Below are 21,785 nucleotides of genomic sequence, written 5' to 3' on the forward strand. Positions count from 1 at the left end.
CACTGCGATCTTCATCACGAAAAGAAAAAATGTCCAAAAAGCGGTCTTGTTTCAACAAAAGAAACTCATGATGATTATGTGGAACCGGTTTCCTACATTTCACACAACGATAACAGGAACAGATCCGATGGCCAAAAACTACGCTGCGCTGGCAAACGACGTTATCAGCGCGCTGGGCGGCAAAGAGAACATCGTCGCCGTCACCCACTGCATGACGCGCCTGCGTTTCGTTCTGAAAGACGAAAATCTTACCGACGTTGCGCGCCTGAAAAGCATCAGCGGCGTGCTTGGCGTGGTGCGTAACGACAACCAGTGCCAGGTGATTATTGGCAACACGGTTTCACAGGCGTACCGCGAAGTAGTGAGCCTGCTGCCCGTTGACCTGCAGCCCGTGGTACCGGAAGGCCCGCAGAAGCTGACGTTACGCCGCATTGGTGCCGGGATCCTCGACGCGCTGATCGGCACCATGTCGCCGCTGATCCCGGCGATCATCGGAGGCTCGATGGTCAAGCTGCTGGCGATGATCCTCGAAATGACTGGCGTGCTGGAAAAAGGCGCGCCGACGCTCACCATTTTGACGGTCATTGGCGACGGGGCGTTCTTCTTCCTGCCGCTGATGGTGGCGGCCTCGGCGGCGGTGAAGTTTAAAACCAACATGTCGCTGGCGATTGCCATCGCGGGCGTGCTGGTGCACCCGAGCTTTATCGAGCTGATGGCGAAAGCCGCGCAGGGGGAGCACGTTGAATTCGCCTTTATTCCGGTGACGGCGGTGAAATACACCTATACCGTCATCCCGGCGCTGGTCATGACCTGGTGCCTGTCGTATATCGAACGCTGGGTGGATCGCATCACCCCGGCGGTGACCAAAAACTTCCTCAAGCCGATGCTGATCGTGCTGATTGCCGCCCCGCTCGCCATCGTGCTGATTGGCCCGCTGGGGATCTGGATCGGTAGCGCCATCTCCGCGCTGGTTTACACCATTCACGGCTACCTGGGCTGGCTCTCCGTCGCCATCATGGGCGCACTGTGGCCGCTGCTTGTGATGACCGGGATGCACCGCGTGTTTACGCCGACAATCATTCAGACCATTGCCGAAACGGGCAAAGAAGGAATGGTGATGCCGTCAGAAATCGGCGCCAACCTGTCGCTCGGCGGCTCGTCGCTGGCGGTGGCATGGAAAACGAAAAACCCGGAACTGCGCCAGACGGCGCTGGCCGCGGCGGCCTCCGCCATCATGGCGGGGATCTCTGAACCGGCCCTGTACGGCGTAGCAGTACGCCTGAAGCGTCCGCTGATTGCGAGCCTGATCAGCGGCTTTATCTGCGGCGCGGTGGCGGGTATGGCAGGCCTTGCCAGCCACTCGATGGCGGCGCCGGGGCTGTTTACCAGCGTGCAGTTCTTCGACCCGGCCAACCCGATGACCATCGTCTGGGTGTTTGGCGTAATGGGGCTGGCCGTGGTGCTGTCATTTGTTCTGACCCTGCTGTTAGGGTTTGAGGATATCCCGGTCGAAGACGAGGCTGAAAAAGCGCGCGCCCTGCAGACCGCACCGGTACAGAACAACGCAGCAAAAGCATAAATTGAAAGCGAGGTAAGAATGTCTGTTTTTCCACAAGGATTTTTATGGGGCGGCGCGCTTGCCGCCAACCAGAGTGAAGGTGCTTACCGTGAAGGCGGCAAAGGACTGACGACGGTCGATATGATCCCCCACGGCGCGAACCGCCTGGCGGTGAAGCTGGGTAAGGAAAAGCGTTTTTCGCTGCGTGACGATGAGTTTTACCCGAGCCATGAAGCGATTGATTTTTACCATCGCTATAAAGAGGACATCGCCCTGATGGCGGAGATGGGCTTTACGGTGTTCCGCACCTCGATTGCCTGGAGCCGCCTCTACCCGAACGGCGACGAGCCGCTGCCAAATAAAGAGGGCATTGCCTTCTACCGTGCGGTGTTCGAGGAGTGCAAAAAGTACAACATTGAGCCGCTGGTAACGCTCTGTCACTTCGACGTGCCGATGCACCTGGTGACGGAGTATGGCTCCTGGCGCAACCGTAAGATGGTCGATTTCTTCGCCCGCTACGCCCGCACCTGCTTCGAGGAATTTAACGGGCTGGTGAAATACTGGCTGACATTCAACGAAATCAACATCATGCTGCACAGCCCGTTCTCCGGCGCGGGGCTGGTGTTTGAGGAAGGTGAAAACGAGGATCAGGTGAAATACCAGGCCGCGCACCACGAGCTGGTGGCGAGCGCGCTGGCGACAAAAATCGCCCACGAGGTGAACCCGGAAAACCAGATCGGCTGCATGCTGGCGGGCGGTAACTTCTACCCGTACTCCTGCAAGCCGGAAGACGTGTGGATGGCGCTGGAGAAAGACCGCGAGAACCTGTTCTTTATCGACGTGCAGGCGCGCGGCAGCTATCCGGCCTACTCGGCCCGCGTGTTCCGCGAGAAAGGCGTCGTGATTGTTAAAGACCCAGGCGATGACGAACTGCTGAAAAATACGGTCGACTTTGTCTCGTTCAGCTATTACGCCTCGCGCTGCGCGTCGGCGGACATGAACGCGGGCAACACCAGCGCTGCAAACATCGTGAAGTCCCTGCGTAACCCGCATATTCAGGTAAGCGAGTGGGGCTGGGGCATCGATCCGCTCGGCCTGCGTATCACCATGAACATGATGTACGACCGCTACCAGAAGCCGCTGTTCCTGGTGGAAAACGGCCTCGGCGCGAAGGACGTCATTGATGAAAACGGCGAGATCAACGACGACTACCGCATCAGCTACCTGCGCGAGCATATCCGCGCGATGGGCGATGCGATTGAGGACGGCGTGCCGCTGATGGGCTACACCACCTGGGGCTGCATCGACCTGGTGTCGGCCTCAACGGGCGAGATGAGCAAGCGCTACGGGTTTGTGTACGTTGACCGCGACGACGCCGGGAACGGCACGCTGGACCGCAAGCGCAAGAAATCGTTCTGGTGGTATAAGAAGGTGATTGCGAGTAACGGGGCGGATCTGGCGTAGCCAGTTGCCCGGTGGCGCTGCGCTTACCGGGCCTACGGTTTTGTAGGCCGGGTAAGGCGTAGCCGCCACCCGGCACTGCTCAGAGCGGAGAAAACCCTCCATCCCCAACCCACTCCGCCAGCCGCGAATACACCTCTTCCACCGCCGCCTTCACCGGCGGCGTCATCGGGTAATAAAACCCGACAATGTCCGGCTGAATTCCTAAAAACAGCACCTCGCCCACGTCGTCTTTAATCTGATCGACCAGGTAGTTCAGCGGCATATTGTGGGTGGTCATCATAAACATCTCGGCGATGTCGTCCGGATCAATCAGGCGGATTTCGCCCGGGTTCAGCCCCATATCGGTGGCATCGACGATTAGCAGCCTTTCCGGGTGCAGCTCGCGAATGGCGACCACATCGTTTTCCGGCGCGCTACCGCCGTCGATTACCACCCAATCGCCCTGCGGGTTCGCGGCGCACATCTCCGCCAGCAGCGGGCCCGCGCCGTCGTCGCCCATCATGCTGTTGCCGACACACAGTAAAACGTCAGTCACGTAATCTCCTCACCATCAGGTAGATGGCGCTCTCCTGATGAATATCGTGCAGCATGCCGAGCAGCGTTTTGCTCCACGCCTGCTGCGCCGGGGTTTGCCTGCCGAGCGCCGCGTCAAAGGCGTTGGCGAGCATCGTGATATGGTTGGCGTCGATGACGATCTCGCCGTACTTCGGTACGCCCTCCATCTTGCGCCGCGCGGTGCTGCCCTCCTCCAGCGTGGCGATCCACGCCAGGTATTCCGTCCACGGGCAGCTGAGCGCCGCCTCCAGACAGTCGATCACCCCGAGGTGGTGCCCAATCGCCAGGCTGTAATAGACCACCTGCTGCGCCGCATCCGGCGTGGCATCGTTCTCATCAATAAACTTACGGCTCAACTGGCTGAACACCACCGTTTCACTCATCGGATACGCGCCTCATCCACAATGCTGTTCAGGTTTGCCACGATCTCATTGAGACGCGGATCGTTTTCCGCCTCCAGCCAGCGCGCCACCTGATGGTCGCCCTGGCTCAGCAGGCGCAGGTAATCGTCGGCAATCTGGCGACCGTAGCGATAGCCCGCCAGCCTGCGCGCCGTGCGGTCCACCTTCACGCGCAGCGGCTGCACCATGTCCGGATGCAGAATGGCCGCGGGCTGGTTGTCGATCTCGCCAGGTGCGCGGGCGTGGATCTTCTGCTCCAACAGGCCGAGCGCCATCGCAAAGCCGTACAGCGTGGCGGCGGGCGTCGGCGGGCAGCCCGGAATATAGACATCCACCGGCACGATTTTGTCGGTGCCGCCCCAGACGCAGTAAAGATCGTGGAAGATGCCGCCGCTGTTGCCGCAGGCGCCGTAGGAGATGCAGATTTTCGGATCCGGCGCGGACTGCCAGGCACGCAGCGCGGGCGATCGCATAGCGCGGGTCACCGCCCCGGTAAACAGCAGAATGTCCGCATGGCGCGGGGACGGTACCACTTTGATGCCAAAGCGCTCGGCGTCAAACAGCGGCGACAGGGTGGCGAAGATCTCGATCTCACAGCCGTTGCAGCCGCCGCAGTCCACGCGGTAAACGTAGGCCGAGCGTTTGATTTTTTTCAGTAGCGACGCCTTCATGCTGGCGATGGACTCCTCCACCGTCAGCGGCACCGGAATGCCGTTATCGTCGCGCGGGCCGAGTAAGTTTTCCATCAGCTGGCCTCTCTCATATGGCGGGTAATATCAATGCGGTCGGACGGCAGCAGGCACTTCTGACGTTTGCACTCCGGGCAGGTTTCGAAGCTTTCGCGGTGATGCTCCGCACGGGCGTCGCCGTTGTGCTGCAGCAGCGCGATGGCGTAGTCGATCTCTTTTTGCACGGCGAACGGACGCTTGCAGACGCGGCAATTGCACAGCGCGAAGCGCGACTGCTGGAGAAAATCCTCTTTTTTCCACACCGCCAGTTCGTACTCCTGGGAAAGTCGAATGGCGACCGTCGGGCAAACCTCCTCGCAGCGGCCGCAGAAGATGCAGCGCCCGAGGTTAAACTGCCAGGCCAGCTCGCCGGTTTTGAGGTCCGTTTCCACCGTTAAGGCGTTCGACGGGCAGGCGTTGACGCAGGCCGCGCAGCCGATGCACTGCTGCGGGTTGTGCTCCGGCTTGCCGCGAAAGTTTTTATCCACCGGGATCGGCTCCAGCGGATAGCTGCTGGTCTGCGCGCCGGTTTTGATCACTTTTTTGATAAAGGTAAACATGGCGTGTCCTTATTTCAGCGGCGAGTTCTTGCGCTCGATGCTGTAGCGCTCAAGCTCTTTGTACGGCACCACCTGGCTTTTCTTCTTGCGCACGTCCACAACGGTCATGCGGTCGGTGCAGGAGTAGCACGGGTCGAGGCTGCCGATGATCAGCGGCGCGTCGGAAACCGTGTTGCCGCGCAGCATGTAGCGCAGGGTTGGCCAGTTGGCGTAGGTCGCCGCGCGGCAGCGCCAGCGGTAAAGCTTCTGATTGTCGCCGGTCATGCTCCAGTGGATGTCGTCCCCGCGCGGCGCTTCGGCAAAGCCGAGGGCAAAGCGGTTCGGGATGTAGGTGAAGCCCTCCACCATCAGCGGACCGCCCGGCAGGTTATCGAGGCCAAAGTCAATCATGTTCAGGGCGGTGTAGACCTCGTTGATACGCACCTTGAGGCGAGAAATAACGTCGCAGCCCTGTTCGCTGTGCACGGTCATCGGCAGCAGGCCGTAGCCGACGAACGGGTGATCGGCGCGGGTGTCGCGGGCGTGGCCGCTGGCGCGCACCATCGGGCCGACATTGCTGAAGTCGCGGGCAATTTCCGGATCGAGGCGGCCGATGCCGACGGTGCGCTGCTCGATGTTTGGCGTGCTGAGCAGCATGTCCACCAGCTCCTGCACGTCCCGGCGCATCTGCTGCGCCAGCTGGCGGGTCTTGATCATGTCGTCTTTCAGCAGGTCGCGGCGGATCCCGCCGATCAGATTCAGGCCGTAGGTTTTACGCGCCCCGGTGAGAATTTCCGCCATCTTCATCGACGCTTCGCGCACGCGGAAGAACTGCATAAACCCGGAGTCAAAGCCGACGAAGTGACACGCCAGGCCGAGATTCAGCAGGTGCGAGTGCAGGCGCTCCACCTCCAGCAGAATGGCGCGGATCATCTGCGCGCGCTCCGGCACCACGATCCCCATGCCGTTCTCCACCGAGGTGGTGTAGGCGGTGCTGTGGGCGAAGCCGCAGATGCCGCACACGCGGTCAGAGAGGAACGTGACCTCGTTGTAGCCCATGCGGGTTTCCGCCAGCTTCTCCATGCCGCGGTGGACGTAGAACAGGCGGTAGTCGGCATCGATGATATTTTCGCCGTCGACGAACAGGCGGAAGTGGCCCGGTTCGTCGGAGGTGACGTGCAGCGGGCCGATCGGCACCACGTTGTTCTTCTTGCTGCCCAGCTCGTTGATGAACTCGTAGGTTTCGCTGTCGGTGGTCGGGGCCGGACGCTGGCGGTAATCCATGCTGTCCTTGCGCAGCGGATAGAGTTCATCCGGCCAGTCGTCCGGCAGCACCAGACGACGCTCGTCCGGCAGGCCGACCGGCACCAGGCCGTACATGTCGCGCACCTCGCGCTCGCCCCAGACGGCGGCAGGAACGCGCGGCGTTACGGACGGGTATTCCGGCTTATTCGGGTCGACTTCGACGCGCACGGTGAGCCAGCACTTCTCGCCCTGCTCCATCGACATCACGTAGTACACCGCGTAGTTACCGCACAGCTGGCGCTCGTCGTTGCCGAACAGCACCGACAGCCAGCCGCCCTGCTGGTAATAGAGAAACTCCACCACTTCCGGCAGGTAGTTCACCTTCACGGTAATGGTGATCTGATCTTTGGTTTGCCAGGACTCCTCCAGCACCACGCCGGGGAAAGCCTGATGCAACGCGGCGAGATACTGCTGACCTTTCTTTTCTTCAGACATAAACACTCTCTTTAATCACGCCACCAGCAAGGAGACGAACGCTAAAAATGCAAAACCAAAACCGGCCCAGGTGATGCGCGAGGTTGCCGCAAAACGCAGGCGCGCCATGCTGTTTTCAAACAGGGCGATGACCAGCACGCCGACCAGCAGCTTGAGGGCGGCAACCACCACGGCCAGCAGCAGGCCGCCTGCAGAGAAGTGCGTCATCTGCCCCCACGGGAAGAAAACGCCAACAAACATCTGCAACACCACCAATTGCTTAAGGCTAATGCCCCACTTCAGCACCGCAAAGCCGTAGCCGCTGTACTCGGTAAGCGGCCCTTCCTGCAGCTCCTGCTCCGCTTCCGCGAGATCGAACGGCAGCTTGCCCATCTCAATAAACGTGGCGAACGCGCAGGCGCAGAGTGCCAGCACGAGCGGGATGGAGCGGGCCACCGGCCAGTGGTAAACGGTGTCGGTGATAAAACTGATGTGGGTCGAACCTGCAACCTGCGCGGCCACCCACAGACCCAGCAGCAGGATTGGCTCAACCAGTACCCCGAGCATCGCCTCGCGGCTGGCGCCGATGCCGGTAAACGGGCTGCCGGTGTCCAGGCCCGCAATCGCAAAGAAGAAGCGCGCGATGGCGAAGAGGTAGATGAGCGTGATCAGATCGCCGAGCACCGGCAGCGGCGAGCCTACCGTGACCACCGGCAGCGCGGTGGCGATGGTCAGCATCACGCCGACCATCACGAACGGCGTCAGGCGGAACACCCAGCCCGCGGCATCCGGCGCGACGCTCTGGCGAGAGAGCAGTTTGAAGAGATCGCGGTACTCCTGGAGCACGCCGGGCCCGCGACGGTTGTGCATTCGGGCGCGCGCCACGCGCGTGATGCCCGACACCAGCGGCGCGACGGCGAACAGCACCAGCGCCTGAAGAATTGCCAGTAACAGACTCATGTCAGGCTCCTCGTGAAATCACAATCACCACCAGCACCGCCAGCTCGATCAGCGCCAGCCGGCGGAACAGCACGGGCACGGCAGCACTCTGCCAGCCCGGCACCCAGCCCTGCGGGTTAAGCCACTGGCGCAGCTTCAGCACGGCGGCGAAGTTCTCCTTCACCGGCATGGCAAAACCGTGGGCGGTGATAACCATTGACGGCTCGTGTTCATAACCGCAGGCCCACGCCGCGCCGCGAGAGCGGGAGGCGAGACGGTCGCGTCTGAAGAACAGCATCAGCACGAACGGCAGGAGCGGCCCGGCGATCAGCAGCAGCGCAATCATCGGCTGGGAGACAACGGTATGCGCCGTCGCCAGCGGCAGCGGAACGGCGTGGCCCAGCAGCGGCAGCAGCCACGGCGCGGCAACCCCACCCGCAATGCAGCACAGCGCCAGCGCGACCACGCTGGCACACATCATTACCGGGGCGCAGCAGGCGTTTTCCGCTTCACGGGTACGCGGCGCGCCGAGGAAGGTGACGCCGTAGACCTTCGCCATGCACATCACCGCCAGCGCCCCGGTAATCGCCAGGCCCACCGCCAGCAGCGGGCCGAGCAGCCGCGCGATAAACGCGTCGCTCTGGCCGAGCGCGAAGAAGGACTGATAGATCACCCACTCCCCGGCAAAGCCGTTCAGCGGCGGCAGCGCGGCCATCGCCATCAGCCCCACCAGCATGGCGAGTGAAATCATCGGCATCTTTTTGCCAATCCCACCGAGCTTTTCGATATCGCGATGGCCGGTGCGGAACCAGACGCTGCCCGCGCCGAGGAACAGAGTGGTTTTAAACAGGCTATGGTTGACGAGGTGATACAGACCGCCGATAAACCCGGCGGCAATCAGCGCCGGCTGGTTGAGCGCCAGCCCGGTGACGCCCGCGCCCATGCCGAGCAGGATGATGCCGATGTTTTCCAGGGTGTGATAGGCCAGCAGACGCTGGATGTTGTGCTCCATCAGGGCGTACAGCCCGCCGACAAAGGCGGTGATCATCCCCGCAATCAGCAGCGCTACCCCCCACCACAGCGGCGGCTGACCGCCCGTCAGGGTAATCGTCAGGATACCGAACAGACCGACCTTCATTACCACCGTCGAAAACAGCGCGGCGGCGGGCGCAGAGGCATTCGCGTGCGCCTGCGGGACCCAACCGTGCAGCGGGATAATCCCCGCCAGCAGGCCAAAGCCGACTGTGCCCAGCAGCCAGACGTCGTTCCCCAGCGGCTGGCCGTTGAGCGCGGCAAAGTCCAGGGTGCCGAAACGCTGCCACACCAGCCAGCAGGCCAGCGCCAGCAGCAGCGTGCCGAGGCGTCCGAGCGCAAACCATAGCTTGCTGGAGGCGCTGCAGCCGGTCAGGAACACGCCACACAGCGCCATGATCTCCGCCATCACCACCAGCGCGCCGAGGTTGCTGGCGATAACCGTGCAGACCGCGGCGGCCATCAGCAGATTGACCAGCAGGCCGTTGGCTTTGGTCTGCTGATGGCGGTGCCAGTCAATATTGAACAGGCTGATAAACAGCCCGCACAGGCCAAAGGTCACCAGCCAGATGGCGTTCAGCGGCGTAATCGCCACGGTATGGCGAATCAGCGGCATGAGTGTTTCCACGGATTGTCCGCCGAGCAGGACGACACCGCCCGCCGCCAGCGTCATCAGGCTGCCGACCGCCCCGCCGATACCGGCTATCCAGCCGCTCAGGGTTTTATGGAAAGAGAACACCAGCGCCAGCGCGGCGGCAGCGGCAAAGTACGCCACGGCGCTGTTAATCATAAATATCACGTTCATTTCGCCCCCTCGTTTAGCACCTGCAGAAGCGAAAGATCGCCGACGTCGGTATTAATGGTCAGCTCGCGCTTGCGCCTGCTGGTGCGGGCGATATCGCGGATGTTAACCAGGATCAGCGCTTTGGTCGGGCAGGTCCGCACGCAGGCCGGGCCCTGTTCGTCAAAGCTGCAGAGGTCGCACTTCACCGCAATAGCGCGGATGCCGGGCACCCAGTCCAGCAGCGTGCTCACGCGTGCCGGAGCCGGTGCCGCAGGCGGCGCTTTCGGGGTATTGGCGTTCGCCGGGATATGCAGCGGGCGGCTGCCGGAGAATTCAATGGCACCGAACGGGCAGGCGATGCCGCACAGCTTGCAGCTCACGCACAGGCTTTCGTTCAGCTGGACCGCGCCATCGACGCGGGTGATGGCATTGACGGGACAGACGCCCGCGCACGGGGCATCTTCACAGTGGTGGCAGAGCTGCGGGGCAGACTCTTTCTCATTACGCATGACGCGCAGGCGCGGCATGGACTGCAGCCCGTGCAGGCGGTGCGTTTCCGAACACGCCGCCTCACAGGTCCGACAGCCAATACAGACCGTCGAGTCAGCAATTACAAAACGGTTCACCGGGCAATCCTCTGGTGATGGTCATTTTTGACGACGAAAAACTGTCTCATCGACACTTTTCGACATTCGGTTATCAGGCAAGATTTGCGGGGGCCTTTCCCACGACGAGCTGTTTGAGGTCGACCGGCAAGTCGTGCTCAACCGCGGCGTAGAGACCGTTGTAAACCGGCGCGATTTTCTCCAGATAGTGCTCAAGCACCTGCTGGCGATCGCGGTTGCTGACGTAGCCGTCGACCATGCCGTCGGCCATCAGCTGCGCCTGCGCAATACGTTGTTTTTCACCCTCTTTATTCTCAACGTAGTACTCGATGGTATGGCTGTTAAAGCTGTCTGCCAGGGTCACAAAGACCGTGAAATGACCGAACAGGACAAAGCGCATATCCCCCTGCGCCGCACAGCTCATTGCATGATGCAGTCGGGCTTTTGACAGGGTGATCCCCTGAACCAGAGAGTTACAGTAGAGGTGCCACTGATCCTGAAGCTGCTGGTGGCGCTGCGCGATGTAATCCGCTTTTTCGCTAATTTCCCAAATAGTCATAGAAGGTATCCGATTAATGGAGATAGCGGCTGTTAAGCAGATTCCGTGCCAGTTTTTAATTTGTTGATTTTAATGATTTTTATCAAAAAAGACACTGTCAACGCCGCCGTGTCGACGTGTCATTTCGACAGCGCTGACATCGTCACGCCGTAACGCAAATCAAGCTGGCACCGTTATTGCATTTACTGGCGCAAATCATTGAGGAGGCGTCATGCACGAAATCACCCTCTGCCAGCGGGCTCTGGAACTTATCGAACAGCAGGCAGTGCAAAACCACGCGAAGCGCGTCACCGGCGTCTGGCTGAAGGTCGGGGCGTTTTCCTGCGTCGAGATCAGCGCCCTGAATTTTTGTTTTGAGCTGGTGTGCCGCGGCACGCTGGCGGAGGGCTGCGCGCTGCATATCGACGAGCAGCAGGCGGAGTGCTGGTGCGAGCAGTGCCAGCAGTACGTCACCCTGCTCTCATCAAAGGTTCAGCGCTGCCCGCAGTGTCAGAGCACGGGTCTTCGCATCGTGGCGGATGACGGTATGCAGATCCAACGCCTCGAAATCGAGAAGGAGTAATGTATGTGTAGCACCTGCGGTTGCGCCGAAGGCAACCTGTATATAGAAGGGGATGAACACCGTCCCCACTCCGCGTTTCGCTCCGCGCCCTTTTCCCCTGCCCCGCGTCCTGCGGCGGCCCTGACCGGCATCACCTTTGCGCCGCAGCGTTCCGACGCGGGCGATCTGCATTACGGCCACGGCGAAGCGGGCACCCACGCGCCGGGCATAAGCCAGCGCCAGATGCTGGAGGTGGAGATCGACGTGCTGGACAAAAATAACCAGATCGCCGCCCGCAACCGCGCCCGCTTTGCCGCGCGTCAACTGCTGGTGCTGAACCTGGTCTCCAGCCCCGGCTCCGGCAAAACCACGCTGCTGACCGAAACGCTCACGCGCCTGAACGAACGCGTCTCCTGCGCGGTGATCGAAGGCGATCAGCAAACCGTTAACGACGCGGCGCGCATCCGCGAAACCGGGACGCCCGCCATTCAGGTTAACACCGGCAAGGGCTGCCACCTGGATGCGCAGATGATTGCCGACGCCGCCCCTCGCCTGCCGCTGGCGGATAACGGCATCCTGTTTATCGAAAACGTCGGTAACCTGGTATGCCCGGCAAGCTTCGACCTCGGCGAACGGCATAAAGTGGCTGTGCTCTCCGTGACCGAAGGGGAGGACAAGCCGCTGAAGTACCCGCACATGTTCGCCGCCGCCTCCCTCATGCTGCTGAACAAAGTTGACCTGCTGCCGTACCTGAACTTCGACGTGGATAAGTGCCTTGCCTATGCCCGCGAGGTGAACCCGGACATTCACATCCTGCTGGTTTCCGCCACGCGCGGCGACGGCATGGACGCCTGGCTGGACTGGCTGGAGAGCGAACGATGTGCATAGGCGTACCGGGACAAATCCATTCCCTCGACGGCAATCAGGCTAAAGTGGAGGTTTGCGGCATCCTGCGCGACGTCGACCTGACGCTGGTGGGCTGCACGGATGAGACGGGCGCGTCGCGCCTCGGCCAGTGGGTGCTGGTCCACGTGGGGTTTGCGATGAGCGTGATTAACGAAGCGGAAGCCCGCGACACGCTGGACGCGCTGCAAAACATGTTTGACGTGGAGCCGGACGTGGGCGCGCTCCTGTACGGCGAGGAGCGCTAGCCTATGCGTTACGTTGATGAATACCGCGCGCCAGAACAGGTGATGCAGCTTCTCGGACATCTGAAAACGCGCGCGGCGCTGCTGGACTACACGAACGAAAGGCCGCTGCGGATCATGGAGGTGTGCGGCGGGCACACGCACGCCATCTTCAAGTTTGGCCTCGACCAGCTGCTGCCGGAGAACATCGAGTTTATTCACGGCCCCGGCTGCCCGGTGTGCGTTTTGCCGATGGGGCGTATCGACAGCTGCATCGAAATTGCCGGCCAGCCCGACGTCATTTTCTGCACGTTTGGCGACGCGATGCGCGTGCCGGGGAAAAACGGCTCGCTGCTGCAGGCGAAGGCGCGCGGCGCGGACGTGCGGATCGTTTACTCGCCGATGGATGCCCTGACGCTGGCAGAGGCTAACCCTGAGCGCAAGGTCGTCTTTTTCGGGCTGGGTTTTGAAACCACCATGCCCGCTACGGCCATCACGCTGCAGCAGGCGAAAGAGCGCAACGTCACTAACTTTTTCTTTTTCTGCCAGCATATTACGCTCATTCCCACGCTGCGCTGCCTGCTCGAAGAGCCAGACAACGGCATCGACGCGTTTCTGGCGCCGGGCCACGTCAGCATGGTGATTGGCACAGACGCCTACGGTTTTATCGCTGAGCAGTACAATCGTCCGTTAGTGGTGGCTGGTTTCGAACCGCTTGATCTACTGCAAGGCGTAGCCATGCTGGTTGAGCAGAAAATAGCGTCCCTGAGCGCGGTTGAAAACCAGTACCGCCGCGTGGTGCCCGATGCTGGAAATGAACGGGCGCAGCAGGCGATTGCCGACGTGTTTAGCGTTGAGGGCGACAGCGAGTGGCGTGGGCTGGGGCTGATTGCCGAATCCGGCGTGCACCTGACGCCTGCCTATCGCGAATTTGATGCCGAAGCGCACTTCCGCCCGCAGCCGCAGCAGGTGTGCGACGATCCCCGGTCCCGCTGCGGCGAGGTGCTTACCGGCAAATGCAAACCTCATCACTGCCCGCTATTTGGCAACACCTGTAACCCGCAAACCGCGTTTGGCGCGCTGATGGTCTCCTCTGAAGGGGCATGCGCCGCGTGGTATCAGTATCGCAACCAGGAGTGTGAAGCATGAACACGGTGGAAATGGCGCACGGAAGCGGTGGACAGGCGATGCAGCAGCTGATTAACAGGCTGTTCATGGAGGCCTTTAATAACCCCTGGCTCGCCGAGCAGGAGGATCAGGCGCGCATCGCGCTCTCAACCCTCACCGCACACGGCGACCGGCTGGCGTTCTCCACCGACAGCTACGTGATTGACCCGCTATTCTTCCCGGGCGGCGATATTGGCAAGCTCGCCGTCTGCGGTACGGCCAACGACGTGGCCGTCAGCGGCGCCATTCCGCGCTACCTCTCCTGCGGATTTATCCTCGAAGAGGGATTACCGATGGAGACGCTTGCGGCAGTGGTCAACAGCATGGCGCACACCGCCCGCGAGGCGGGGATCGCTATCGTCACCGGGGATACCAAAGTGGTCCAGCGCGGCGCGGCGGATAAGCTCTTCATCAACACCGCCGGCATGGGGGCGATCCCCGCCGACGTTCACTGGGGCGCGCAGCAGCTTTCGGTGGGCGACGTGCTGATTGTCAGCGGAACGCTGGGCTGCCACGGGGCAACCATCCTGAACCTGCGCGAAGGCCTGGGGCTGGACGGCGAGCTTCGCAGCGACTGCGCGTTGCTCACCCCGCTTATCCAGACGCTGCGCGACATGCCGGGCGTCAAAGCCCTGCGCGACGCCACGCGTGGCGGGGTGAATGCCGTCGTCCACGAGTTCGCCGCAAGCAGCGGGTGCGGGATTGAACTGAGCGAGCGCGCCCTGCCCGTTAAGCCTGCCGTCCGGGGGCTGTGTGAGCTTTTAGGGCTTGACCCGCTAAACTTTGCCAACGAGGGCAAGCTGGCGATCGGCGTGGAACGTTCGGCGGCGGAAGCCGTACTTGAACAGCTTAGAGCGCATCCCTTAGGGAAAGACGCGGCCATCATTGGCGACGTGGTTGAGCGCAAAGGGGTGCGCCTGACCGGACTTTATGGCGTGAAGCGCACGCTGGATCTGCCGCACGCTGAGCCGTTACCCCGAATTTGCTAGAACCGCGCCATAAGCGGTCAGCAGTGAAGTCTCTTTTTTGCCAGTTTCTAGTGGAAAGCAATAATGCCGTATACACCGATGAGCGATCTTGGACAGCAGGGCCTGTTTGATATCACGCGCACACTTTTACAACAGCCCGATCTCGGCGCGCTGAGCGATGCCCTGACGCGGCTGGTCAGGCAATCAGCGCTGGCGGACAGCGCGGCGATTTTGCTCTGGCATAGTGGAACGCACCGCGCGAGCTACTATTCCACGCGCGAGAATGGCAAAACGTTTGAATACGAAGACGAAACGTACCTCGCGCACGGCCCGGTGCGCCGCATTCTCTCCCGGCCTGAAGTGCTGCACTGCAATTTTGAAGAGTTTCGGATGGCATGGCCGCGGCTGGCAGAGAGCAATCTCTATCAGCCTTTCGGTCATTACGGCATGCTGCCGCTGGCGGCGGAGGGCCATATTTTTGGCGGCTGCGAGTTTATCCGCAATACCGACCAGCCCTGGAGCGAGGCGGAGTACGAGCGGCTGCACACCTTTACCCAGATTGTGGCCGTCGTCGCGGAGCAGATCCAAAGCCGCGTCACCAATAACGTGGATTACGACCTGCTGAGCCGCGAGCGCGATAACTTCCGCATTCTGGTCGCCATCACCAACGCCGTACTCTCAAGACTCGACATGGACGAGCTGGTCAGCGAAGTCGCCAAGGAGATCCACCACTATTTCAGGATCGACGCCATCAGCATCGCGCTACGCGGGAACCGCAAAGGCAAGCTAAACATCTACTCCACCCACTATCTTGATGAGGCCAATCCGGCGCACGAGCAGAGCGAGGTGGACGAAGCGGGCACCCTTTCTGAGCGGGTATTTAAAAGCAAAGAGATCCTGCTGCTGAATCTTAGCGAGCAGGACCCGGTGGCGCCGTACGAGCGGATGCTGTTTAACACCTGGGGCAACAAAATTCAGACCCTGTGCCTGCTGCCGCTGATGTCCGGCAGCACCATGCTTGGGGTGCTCAAACTGGCGCAGTGCGATGAAGCCGTGTTTACCACCGCCAACCTGAAGCTGCTGCGCCAGATCGCCGAGCGTATTTCCATCGCGCTGGATAACGCCCTCGCCTATCAGGAGATCCACCGCCTGAAAGAGCGGCTGGTGGACGAAAACCTGGCCCTGACCGAACAGCTCAACAACGTGGACAGCGAGTTTGGCGAAATCATCGGGCGCAGCGATGCCATGTACAGCGTCCTCAAGCAGGTTGAAATGGTGGCCCAGAGCGACAGCACGGTGCTGATCCTCGGTGAAACCGGCACCGGTAAAGAGCTGATAGCCCGCGCCATTCATAACCTGAGCAACCGCAACAGCCGCCGGATGGTGAAGATGAACTGCGCGGCGATGCCCGCGGGTCTGCTGGAAAGTGACCTCTTCGGCCACGAGCGCGGCGCGTTTACCGGAGCCAGCAGCCAGCGGCTGGGCCGTTTCGAACTGGCGGATAAAAGCTCGCTGTTCCTCGACGAAGTGGGCGATATGCCGCTGGAGCTGCAGCCCAAGCTGCTGCGCGTTTTGCAGGAGCAGGAGTTTGAGCGCCTCGGCAGCAACAAGCTGATCCAGACCGACGTGCGGCTGATTGCCGCCACCAACCGCGACCTGAAAAAAATGGTCGCCGACCGCGAGTTTCGCAGCGATCTCTACTATCGTCTGAACGTCTTTCCGATCTGCCTGCCGCCGCTGCGCGAGCGACCTGAGGATATCCCGCTGCTGGTTAAAGCCTTTACCGCGAAGATTGCCCGCCGGATGGGGAGGAATATCGACAGTATTCCTGCCGAAACGCTACGTACCCTCTCGTCGATGGAGTGGCCGGGGAACGTGCGCGAGCTGGAAAACGTCATTGAGCGCGCGGTGCTGCTGACGCGCGGGAACGTGCTGCAGCTTTCCCTGCCGGAAATCTCCCTGCCAGAACATCCTACCGTTTCGGCAGAAGTCGCGCAGGAAGGCGAAGATGAATATCAGCTCATTATGCGCGTATTGAAAGAGACCAATGGCGTGGTAGCCGGACCGAAGGGCGCAGCTCAGCGGCTGGGGCTGAAACGCACTACCCTGCTCTCTCGCATGAAGCGTCTGGGAATCGATAAAGAGAGCCTGCTTTAACCCGTCATTCCGGCGCCGCTTATGGCGCCGCTTTTCGTCACCCTGCGCAATTGTCCCTCATTGACACAATATATTTTCCTCTGTATAAAATTCCGCCTTAATAATGCGTTTCATTTGCATCAAAAATAATATTAATGAAGGGTAGCGTTTCATGAAGAAGGTCATCTGCGCGTTAGGCCTGGCGATTGCGTCGGTCAGTTCTGCTCTGGCAACCACATATCCTCTGACGATTGAAAACTGTGGCTATAAAGAGACATTCACTAAAGCGCCGGAACGCGTCGTGGCCCTCGGTCAGAACACCGTGGAAATTTTGCTCCTGCTGGGGCTGGAAGATAAGGTCAAAGCCAGCGCCTTCTGGCCGACCAAAGTGCTGCCGCAGCTGGCTGAGCAGAATGCAAAAATCAAAACCCTGACCGTCGAAATTCCGACTCTTGAATCCATCCTTGCGCAAAACCCCGATTTTGTTCCTGCACAGCTGCCGCTGCTGCTTGGGCCGGAAAGTAAGGTCGCAAAACGTGAAGATCTGGCTACCGTCGGCGTGAACAGCTATTTATCTCCAGGCATGTGCGCCACCAAAAAAGCGGCAGGCGATATGTACGGCAGCCGCCAGACGCTGTGGGATATGACGTACCTTTATAAAGAGATTGAAGATTTCGCTAAGATTTTCAACGTTGAAGCGCGCGGCCAGGCCGTTATCGCTGATTTCAAAAAACGTGAGGCCGACCTGCGTCAGGAATTTGGTAAAAACAAAAAAGACCTCTCCTTTGTTTTCTGGTTCTCAAGCGCCTCGCCTTCGGCAGATGCCTATGTCGGCGGGAAAAACAGCGCCTCCGGTTTTATTGCCAACGTGCTGGGTGGCCATAACGCCATTACCGCTGAGACCGAATGGCCGACCGTCGGCTGGGAAAGTATTATTGCCGCGAACCCTGATGTGATTGTCGTCTCCAGTCTGGACCGCAACCGCTGGGCGCTGGATAACGCGGATGAGAAAATCAAATTCCTGAAAAGCGATCCTGCCGTGAGCCAGCTTGATGCCGTCAAAAAAGGCCATATCGTGGTGATGGACGGTCAGGCGATGAACCCGACGATTCGTACGATTTACGGTGCTGAACAGGTGGGTGAACAGCTCAGAAAACTGGGGCTGAACTGATGACGGCAGCCGTACTTCAGGCCCGCCAGGGCCTGATCCTGACCACTTCCGCTCTGCTTGCCGTTGTCCTGCTGTTTTTAGTGATTGCTCTTGGCGTCAGCGTCGGCGAGCTGTCGATTCCGCTGTCCAACGTCTTTTACGCTATTGGTAATAAGCTGGGGCTGACCGACGTTCCGCTCAACCGCATCTATGAGAGCGTGATCTGGGACTTTCGCCTGAGCCGCGCGCTGGTGGCGGCCTGCTGCGGGGCCGGTTTAGCCATCTGCGGTGCCGTGCTGCAAAGCCTGCTGAAGAACGCGCTGGCGGAACCCTACGTGCTCGGCGTGTCGGCGGGTGCCTCAACCGGGGCGGTGTCGGTCGTCGTCCTGGGCATCGGCACCGGCGCGGTGTCGCTCTCTGCGGGCGCGTTTGCCGGGGCGTTCGCCGCCTTTGCGTTTGTCGCCTTTCTGACCAACGGCGCGCGCGGCGGCAATGAACGCACCATTCTGGCAGGCGTTGCTGCATCTCAGCTTTTCAACGCCATTACCGCCTACACCATCAGCACCTCCGCCAGCGCCCAGCAGGCGCGCGACGTGATGTTCTGGCTGCTGGGCAGCTTTAGCGGCGTGCGCTGGCCGGAATTCCAGCTGGCGCTGGTTGTCGTGCTGGCGGGCCTTGCCGTCTGCCTCTACTATTCCCGGGCGCTGGACGCCTTTACCTTTGGTGATGACGCGGCTGCCTCCTTAGGCATTGCCGTGCCCTGGGTGCGTCTTGCCCTGTTTACCACCACGGCCCTGATCACCGCGACCATCGTCAGCATGGCGGGCTCAATCGGCTTTGTAGGGCTGGTGGTGCCGCACGTCATGCGCTTCCTGTTCGGGCCGCTGCACCGCACGCTGCTGATTGCCAGCGCGCTGGCGGGGGCGATCCTGATGGTGCTGGCCGATATCGCCTCGCGCATGCTGATTGCGCCGCAAAGCCTGCCCGTCGGCGTGGTCACCGCGCTGGTGGGCGTGCCGTTCTTTGCCGTAATTATCTACCGCTCAAGGAATAAGTGATGAGTATCTGCGCTGAAAATATTACCTGGAAGGTAGGCAAAAAAGTTATCGTCAATGGTGTCTCGCTGAAGGTTTCACGCGGCGAAACGGTGGGTTTGCTTGGTCCTAACGGCTGCGGCAAATCGTCCCTTTTGCGTATCCTGGCAGGCCTGCGTCGCCCGGATGCGGGCCGCGTGACCCTGGACGGGCAGGACATTTCCCGCATCGCCAAAAAGCAGCTTGCCCGCCGGGTGGCGTTCGTTGAGCAGCACGGGATGACCGACGCCAACATGCGCGTGCGCGACGTGGTCAAACTTGGACGTATTCCGCACCACTCCCCTTTTTCTAACTGGAGCGCGCAGGATGACGACACCGTCACCGCGGCTCTGCAGCGTGTCGATATGCTGGACCGCAGCGAGCAGGGCTGGCTGAGCCTCTCTGGCGGCGAGCGCCAGCGCGTACATATTGCCCGCGCGCTGGCTCAGACCCCAACGGAAATCCTGCTGGACGAGCCGACCAACCACCTCGATATTCATCATCAGATGCAGCTGATGCAGTTGATCAGCCAATTACCCGTTACCAGTATCGTCGCCATCCACGATCTCAACCACGCTTCAATGTTCTGCGACTCGCTGATTGTGATGCAGAAAGGGCAAATTGTGGCGACCGGAACGCCGCAGGACATCTTATCCGAGTCGTTGCTCTGGGATGTCTTTCGGGTCAAAACCAAAATTGAGATCTCGCCGTTTCATGGCAAAAAGCACATTCACTTTATCGTTTAGGGACGAGTGATCGACAATGTCCCTTCGCCCCGCCACCACGCTCTGGCCGCCCGTTTTACTGGGTAGCCAGTTTGTTTTTAACATTGGGTTTTACGCCGTCGTTCCCTTCCTGGCGATATTTCTGCGTGACGACATGCTGCTTTCCGGCGGGCTCATCGGGCTGATCCTGGGCCTGCGCACGTTCTCGCAGCAGGGGATGTTTATCGTTGGCGGTGCGCTCTCGGACCGGTTTGGCGCGAAAGTCATCATCCTCAGCGGCTGTATAGTTCGTGTTTCAGGCTATCTGCTGCTGGCCTTCGGGGGATCGCTGTGGCCGATTATTCTGGGCGCGTGTCTGACGGGCGTCGGCGGCGCGTTATTTTCTCCCTCAATTGAGGCTCTGCTGGCGAAAGCGGGTACCCACAGCGAGGCGAAAGGGAAACGAAGCCGGGCGGAGTGGTTTGCGCTCTTTGCCGTCTGCGGGGAGCTCGGCGCGGTACTGGGCCCGGTTGCTGGCGCTCTGCTAACGGGGCTTGGCTTCCGCCAGGTAGCGCTGGCGGGGGCAGGCGTCTTTATCATTGCGCTAGTGGTGCTTTACTTCTGTCTGCCTGCTGCCGGGCAACGTTCACAGAAGATAAAAATAGTGCCCTGGTGCACGACGTTCCGCCAGCCGCGCTTTGTCGCCTTTATCATTGCTTACAGCTCCTGGCTGTTAAGCTACAACCAGCTCTATCTGGCGCTGCCGGTGGAGATCCAGCGCTCCGGCGGTAACGAGAAAGATCTCGGCCCGCTTTTTATGCTGGCCTCCGTTCTGATCATTACCTTACAGCTGCCGCTGGCGCGTTTCGCCCGACGCGTGGGCGCGGTGAACATTCTTCCGGTGGGCTTTTTGCTGCTTTCCGCCGCCTTTGCGAGCGTGGCAATGTTTGCGGCAACAGAACCGCCTGAGGGCTGGCTGCGGCTTCTGCCCTCGGTCTCGTTTGTCACGCTGCTGACGCTGGGGCAGATGCTGCTGGTGCCGTCGGCAAAAGATCTCATTCCGCGGTTCGCCGATGAATCCACGCTGGGCGCGCACTATGGCGCACTCTCCACCGCCGGAGGCATTGCGGTACTGGCTGGAAACTTGTTATTTGGCAGCCTGCTGGATCGCGCGCTGGTGCCTTCAACGCACGCGATTTATCCGTGGCTGCTGCTGGCGCTCTTTCCACTCTGCAGCGCGCTGGCCCTGAACGTGATTTGCCGCCCGCTACGAAGCTGATCGGTTCACTTTTTCGGGCGATACTTCTCCGGCAGTTCCGGCACCGGACGACGGTCATCCATCAGATGGAGGACGGTCAGAATGGGGTGACGCCATAACATACGCGGGCCTGCCCAGCGCATAATCTGCTTCATCTCTTCACGTCTGGCAGGCTGGTAGCAGTGCACCGGGCATTGTTTACAGGCGGGCTTTTCTTCACCAAAAACGCACTTATCCAGGCGCTTATCAGCATACGCGTTGAGCGCCTGATAATGCCCCGCTTCCTGAGAAGCCTGTGGACACTGCTTTGCGTACAACGCGATCATTTTCGCGATGGTCTCTTTTTCACGTGATATGCGTTTACCGGTCATAGCGACTTACCAAATAATAAGATGCATCAATAATACACTTTAAAACTGTGGATTTCAGGTGTTGCATTCCGTTTTCTGAAGCCTGATTCCACTATTAACCCTGCACCTCCTGAAAATCACTGGTATTTTATACAGGCATCAGGAATGACCGTTGTCCGTATAGTCTGGAGACCCTATGAAAGAGATCGCGATCGGCAAACCCTACCGCTATTTAAAAGTGGGATATTTCAGAAAACGTCACGAGGATCGAAAAACGAAGATACCAAAGCGATACAGCGTGCATGCGGCGCTGAGCTTAAAAGGAGACTGGCTTGAAAAGGCGGGCTTTACCACCAACTCCCAGGTCAGGGTGGGCGTTGAGCATGGAAAAATCGTCATTGAGTTAATGTCTGAAGGTGCCTCGTAAA

At 60.3% G+C, this 21,785-nt stretch carries 23 protein-coding genes; 13 read left to right on the plus strand and 10 right to left on the minus strand.

Translation table 11 applies throughout. The annotated features are described in order from the left end of the window. Nucleotides 1-127 precede the first annotated feature (127 nt). Together ascF and INF73_RS17850 are read left to right on the plus strand one after the other, a co-directional pair. Nucleotides 128-1,579: a PTS cellobiose/arbutin/salicin transporter subunit IIBC gene (gene ascF / locus INF73_RS17845; RefSeq protein ID WP_045261256.1), complete on the plus strand. Its 1,452-nt coding sequence runs from the start codon at nucleotides 128-130 to the stop codon at nucleotides 1,577-1,579. A gap of 18 nt (nucleotides 1,580-1,597) precedes the next feature. Next, nucleotides 1,598-3,022 carry a 6-phospho-beta-glucosidase gene (locus tag INF73_RS17850; protein ID WP_059358063.1) on the plus strand — a complete coding sequence of 475 codons (1,425 nt, stop codon included), beginning with the start codon at nucleotides 1,598-1,600 and terminating at the stop codon, nucleotides 3,020-3,022. 79 nt (nucleotides 3,023-3,101) lie between these two features. Here INF73_RS17850 and hycI read toward each other — a convergent pair whose 3' ends face one another. From hycI to hycA, 9 genes are all read right to left on the minus strand, one after another. Then, the gene (gene hycI / locus INF73_RS17855) at nucleotides 3,102-3,557 is read right to left on the minus strand and encodes a hydrogenase maturation peptidase HycI (protein ID WP_059358064.1); all 456 of its coding nucleotides are present in this window, start codon (nucleotides 3,555-3,557) and stop codon (nucleotides 3,102-3,104) included. Then, nucleotides 3,550-3,960 carry a formate hydrogenlyase maturation HycH family protein gene (locus tag INF73_RS17860; protein WP_059358065.1) on the minus strand — a complete coding sequence of 137 codons (411 nt, stop codon included), beginning with the start codon at nucleotides 3,958-3,960 and terminating at the stop codon, nucleotides 3,550-3,552. The genes hycI and INF73_RS17860 overlap by 8 nt, the downstream gene beginning before the upstream one ends. Next, nucleotides 3,957-4,724 carry an NADH-quinone oxidoreductase subunit B family protein gene (locus tag INF73_RS17865; RefSeq protein WP_028014210.1) on the minus strand — a complete coding sequence of 256 codons (768 nt, stop codon included), beginning with the start codon at nucleotides 4,722-4,724 and terminating at the stop codon, nucleotides 3,957-3,959. Before INF73_RS17865 ends, INF73_RS17860 begins: the two co-directional genes overlap by 4 nt. Further along, nucleotides 4,724-5,266, minus strand: a complete 543-nt coding sequence (locus INF73_RS17870) for a formate hydrogenlyase complex iron-sulfur subunit (protein ID WP_041908477.1) — start codon at nucleotides 5,264-5,266, stop codon at nucleotides 4,724-4,726. The genes INF73_RS17865 and INF73_RS17870 overlap by 1 nt, the downstream gene beginning before the upstream one ends. A 9-nt stretch (nucleotides 5,267-5,275) precedes the next feature. After that, on the minus strand, nucleotides 5,276-6,985 hold the full coding sequence (gene hycE / locus INF73_RS17875) for a formate hydrogenlyase subunit HycE (RefSeq protein ID WP_041908476.1): 1,710 nt from the start codon (nucleotides 6,983-6,985) through the stop codon (nucleotides 5,276-5,278). A 15-nt stretch (nucleotides 6,986-7,000) separates the two neighbouring features. Further along, nucleotides 7,001-7,924, minus strand: coding sequence for a respiratory chain complex I subunit 1 family protein (locus INF73_RS17880; RefSeq protein ID WP_193541441.1), 924 nt, complete (start codon nucleotides 7,922-7,924; stop codon nucleotides 7,001-7,003). Between the two features lies 1 nt (nucleotide 7,925). Then, complete coding sequence (gene hycC / locus INF73_RS17885; RefSeq protein ID WP_193541438.1) at nucleotides 7,926-9,740, minus strand: formate hydrogenlyase subunit 3; 1,815 nt, start codon at nucleotides 9,738-9,740, stop codon at nucleotides 7,926-7,928. Then, nucleotides 9,737-10,345, minus strand: a complete 609-nt coding sequence (locus tag INF73_RS17890) for a 4Fe-4S dicluster domain-containing protein (protein ID WP_193359733.1) — start codon at nucleotides 10,343-10,345, stop codon at nucleotides 9,737-9,739. Before INF73_RS17890 ends, hycC begins: the two co-directional genes overlap by 4 nt. Before the next feature lie 73 nt (nucleotides 10,346-10,418). Beyond that, nucleotides 10,419-10,883, minus strand: coding sequence for a formate hydrogenlyase regulator HycA (hycA, locus tag INF73_RS17895; protein ID WP_041908468.1), 465 nt, complete (start codon nucleotides 10,881-10,883; stop codon nucleotides 10,419-10,421). 211 nt (nucleotides 10,884-11,094) lie between these two features. Between hycA and hypA the strand changes: the two genes are divergently transcribed. The 10 genes from hypA to INF73_RS17945 all read left to right on the plus strand — a co-directional run bounded on the left by hypA (nucleotide 11,095) and on the right by INF73_RS17945 (nucleotide 21,028). Next, entirely contained in the window at nucleotides 11,095-11,445 is a 351-nt protein-coding gene (gene hypA, locus INF73_RS17900) for a hydrogenase maturation nickel metallochaperone HypA (protein WP_047364416.1), read from the plus strand. 3 nt (nucleotides 11,446-11,448) lie between these two features. Next, nucleotides 11,449-12,312, plus strand: coding sequence for a hydrogenase nickel incorporation protein HypB (gene hypB, locus INF73_RS17905; RefSeq protein ID WP_045261247.1), 864 nt, complete (start codon nucleotides 11,449-11,451; stop codon nucleotides 12,310-12,312). Next, the gene (locus tag INF73_RS17910; RefSeq protein WP_100170788.1) at nucleotides 12,303-12,575 is read left to right on the plus strand and encodes a HypC/HybG/HupF family hydrogenase formation chaperone; all 273 of its coding nucleotides are present in this window, start codon (nucleotides 12,303-12,305) and stop codon (nucleotides 12,573-12,575) included. The genes hypB and INF73_RS17910 overlap by 10 nt, the downstream gene beginning before the upstream one ends. A 3-nt stretch (nucleotides 12,576-12,578) precedes the next feature. Then, a complete protein-coding gene (gene hypD, locus INF73_RS17915) occupies nucleotides 12,579-13,700 on the plus strand; it encodes a hydrogenase formation protein HypD (protein ID WP_193541436.1) in 1,122 nt (373 codons plus the stop codon). Further along, nucleotides 13,697-14,707: a hydrogenase expression/formation protein HypE gene (gene hypE, locus INF73_RS17920; protein ID WP_193541434.1), complete on the plus strand. Its 1,011-nt coding sequence runs from the start codon at nucleotides 13,697-13,699 to the stop codon at nucleotides 14,705-14,707. Before hypD ends, hypE begins: the two co-directional genes overlap by 4 nt. A 63-nt stretch (nucleotides 14,708-14,770) precedes the next feature. Next, nucleotides 14,771-16,843: a formate hydrogenlyase transcriptional activator FlhA gene (flhA, locus tag INF73_RS17925; protein WP_193541432.1), complete on the plus strand. Its 2,073-nt coding sequence runs from the start codon at nucleotides 14,771-14,773 to the stop codon at nucleotides 16,841-16,843. 151 nt (nucleotides 16,844-16,994) lie between these two features. Next, nucleotides 16,995-17,993 carry an ABC transporter substrate-binding protein gene (locus tag INF73_RS17930; protein ID WP_028014223.1) on the plus strand — a complete coding sequence of 333 codons (999 nt, stop codon included), beginning with the start codon at nucleotides 16,995-16,997 and terminating at the stop codon, nucleotides 17,991-17,993. After that, nucleotides 17,993-19,030: an iron ABC transporter permease gene (locus INF73_RS17935; protein ID WP_028014224.1), complete on the plus strand. Its 1,038-nt coding sequence runs from the start codon at nucleotides 17,993-17,995 to the stop codon at nucleotides 19,028-19,030. The genes INF73_RS17930 and INF73_RS17935 overlap by 1 nt, the downstream gene beginning before the upstream one ends. Next, a complete protein-coding gene (locus INF73_RS17940) occupies nucleotides 19,030-19,791 on the plus strand; it encodes an ABC transporter ATP-binding protein (protein ID WP_193541431.1) in 762 nt (253 codons plus the stop codon). Before INF73_RS17935 ends, INF73_RS17940 begins: the two co-directional genes overlap by 1 nt. 16 nt (nucleotides 19,792-19,807) lie before the next feature. Further along, nucleotides 19,808-21,028 (plus strand): MFS transporter, encoded by a 1,221-nt coding sequence (locus tag INF73_RS17945; RefSeq protein ID WP_193541429.1) that lies wholly within the window; start codon nucleotides 19,808-19,810, stop codon nucleotides 21,026-21,028. A gap of 5 nt (nucleotides 21,029-21,033) precedes the next feature. Here INF73_RS17945 and INF73_RS17950 read toward each other — a convergent pair whose 3' ends face one another. After that, nucleotides 21,034-21,378, minus strand: a complete 345-nt coding sequence (locus INF73_RS17950) for a nitrous oxide-stimulated promoter family protein (protein ID WP_028014227.1) — start codon at nucleotides 21,376-21,378, stop codon at nucleotides 21,034-21,036. Between the two features lie 175 nt (nucleotides 21,379-21,553). Here INF73_RS17950 and INF73_RS17955 point away from each other — a divergent pair, with 175 nt between their 5' ends. Then, nucleotides 21,554-21,784 carry a SymE family type I addiction module toxin gene (locus tag INF73_RS17955; RefSeq protein WP_193050569.1) on the plus strand — a complete coding sequence of 77 codons (231 nt, stop codon included), beginning with the start codon at nucleotides 21,554-21,556 and terminating at the stop codon, nucleotides 21,782-21,784. Nucleotide 21,785 lies beyond the last annotated feature (1 nt).

Source organism: Enterobacter cloacae complex sp. P6RS (assembly GCF_014982245.1).
Classification (GTDB): Bacteria; Pseudomonadota; Gammaproteobacteria; order Enterobacterales; family Enterobacteriaceae; genus Enterobacter; species Enterobacter bugandensis.

Bases quoted from the DNA above. Each gene is read 5' to 3' on its own strand.
- ascF (WP_045261256.1), top strand. From the start codon at position 128: ATGGCCAAAAACTACGCTGCGCTGGCAAACGACGTTATCAGCGCGCTG.
- INF73_RS17850 (WP_059358063.1), top strand. From the start codon at position 1,598: ATGTCTGTTTTTCCACAAGGATTTTTATGGGGCGGCGCGCTTGCCGCC.
- INF73_RS17860 (WP_059358065.1), bottom strand. From the start codon at position 3,960: ATGAGTGAAACGGTGGTGTTCAGCCAGTTGAGCCGTAAGTTTATTGAT.
- INF73_RS17865 (WP_028014210.1), bottom strand. From the start codon at position 4,724: ATGGAAAACTTACTCGGCCCGCGCGACGATAACGGCATTCCGGTGCCG.
- INF73_RS17870 (WP_041908477.1), bottom strand. From the start codon at position 5,266: ATGTTTACCTTTATCAAAAAAGTGATCAAAACCGGCGCGCAGACCAGC.
- hycE (WP_041908476.1), bottom strand. From the start codon at position 6,985: ATGTCTGAAGAAAAGAAAGGTCAGCAGTATCTCGCCGCGTTGCATCAG.
- INF73_RS17880 (WP_193541441.1), bottom strand. From the start codon at position 7,924: ATGAGTCTGTTACTGGCAATTCTTCAGGCGCTGGTGCTGTTCGCCGTC.
- hycC (WP_193541438.1), bottom strand. From the start codon at position 9,740: ATGAACGTGATATTTATGATTAACAGCGCCGTGGCGTACTTTGCCGCT.
- hycA (WP_041908468.1), bottom strand. From the start codon at position 10,883: ATGACTATTTGGGAAATTAGCGAAAAAGCGGATTACATCGCGCAGCGC.
- hypA (WP_047364416.1), top strand. From the start codon at position 11,095: ATGCACGAAATCACCCTCTGCCAGCGGGCTCTGGAACTTATCGAACAG.
- hypB (WP_045261247.1), top strand. From the start codon at position 11,449: ATGTGTAGCACCTGCGGTTGCGCCGAAGGCAACCTGTATATAGAAGGG.
- INF73_RS17910 (WP_100170788.1), top strand. From the start codon at position 12,303: ATGTGCATAGGCGTACCGGGACAAATCCATTCCCTCGACGGCAATCAG.
- hypD (WP_193541436.1), top strand. From the start codon at position 12,579: ATGCGTTACGTTGATGAATACCGCGCGCCAGAACAGGTGATGCAGCTT.
- hypE (WP_193541434.1), top strand. From the start codon at position 13,697: ATGAACACGGTGGAAATGGCGCACGGAAGCGGTGGACAGGCGATGCAG.
- flhA (WP_193541432.1), top strand. From the start codon at position 14,771: ATGCCGTATACACCGATGAGCGATCTTGGACAGCAGGGCCTGTTTGAT.
- INF73_RS17930 (WP_028014223.1), top strand. From the start codon at position 16,995: ATGAAGAAGGTCATCTGCGCGTTAGGCCTGGCGATTGCGTCGGTCAGT.
- INF73_RS17935 (WP_028014224.1), top strand. From the start codon at position 17,993: ATGACGGCAGCCGTACTTCAGGCCCGCCAGGGCCTGATCCTGACCACT.
- INF73_RS17940 (WP_193541431.1), top strand. From the start codon at position 19,030: ATGAGTATCTGCGCTGAAAATATTACCTGGAAGGTAGGCAAAAAAGTT.
- INF73_RS17945 (WP_193541429.1), top strand. From the start codon at position 19,808: ATGTCCCTTCGCCCCGCCACCACGCTCTGGCCGCCCGTTTTACTGGGT.
- INF73_RS17950 (WP_028014227.1), bottom strand. From the start codon at position 21,378: ATGACCGGTAAACGCATATCACGTGAAAAAGAGACCATCGCGAAAATG.
- INF73_RS17955 (WP_193050569.1), top strand. From the start codon at position 21,554: ATGAAAGAGATCGCGATCGGCAAACCCTACCGCTATTTAAAAGTGGGA.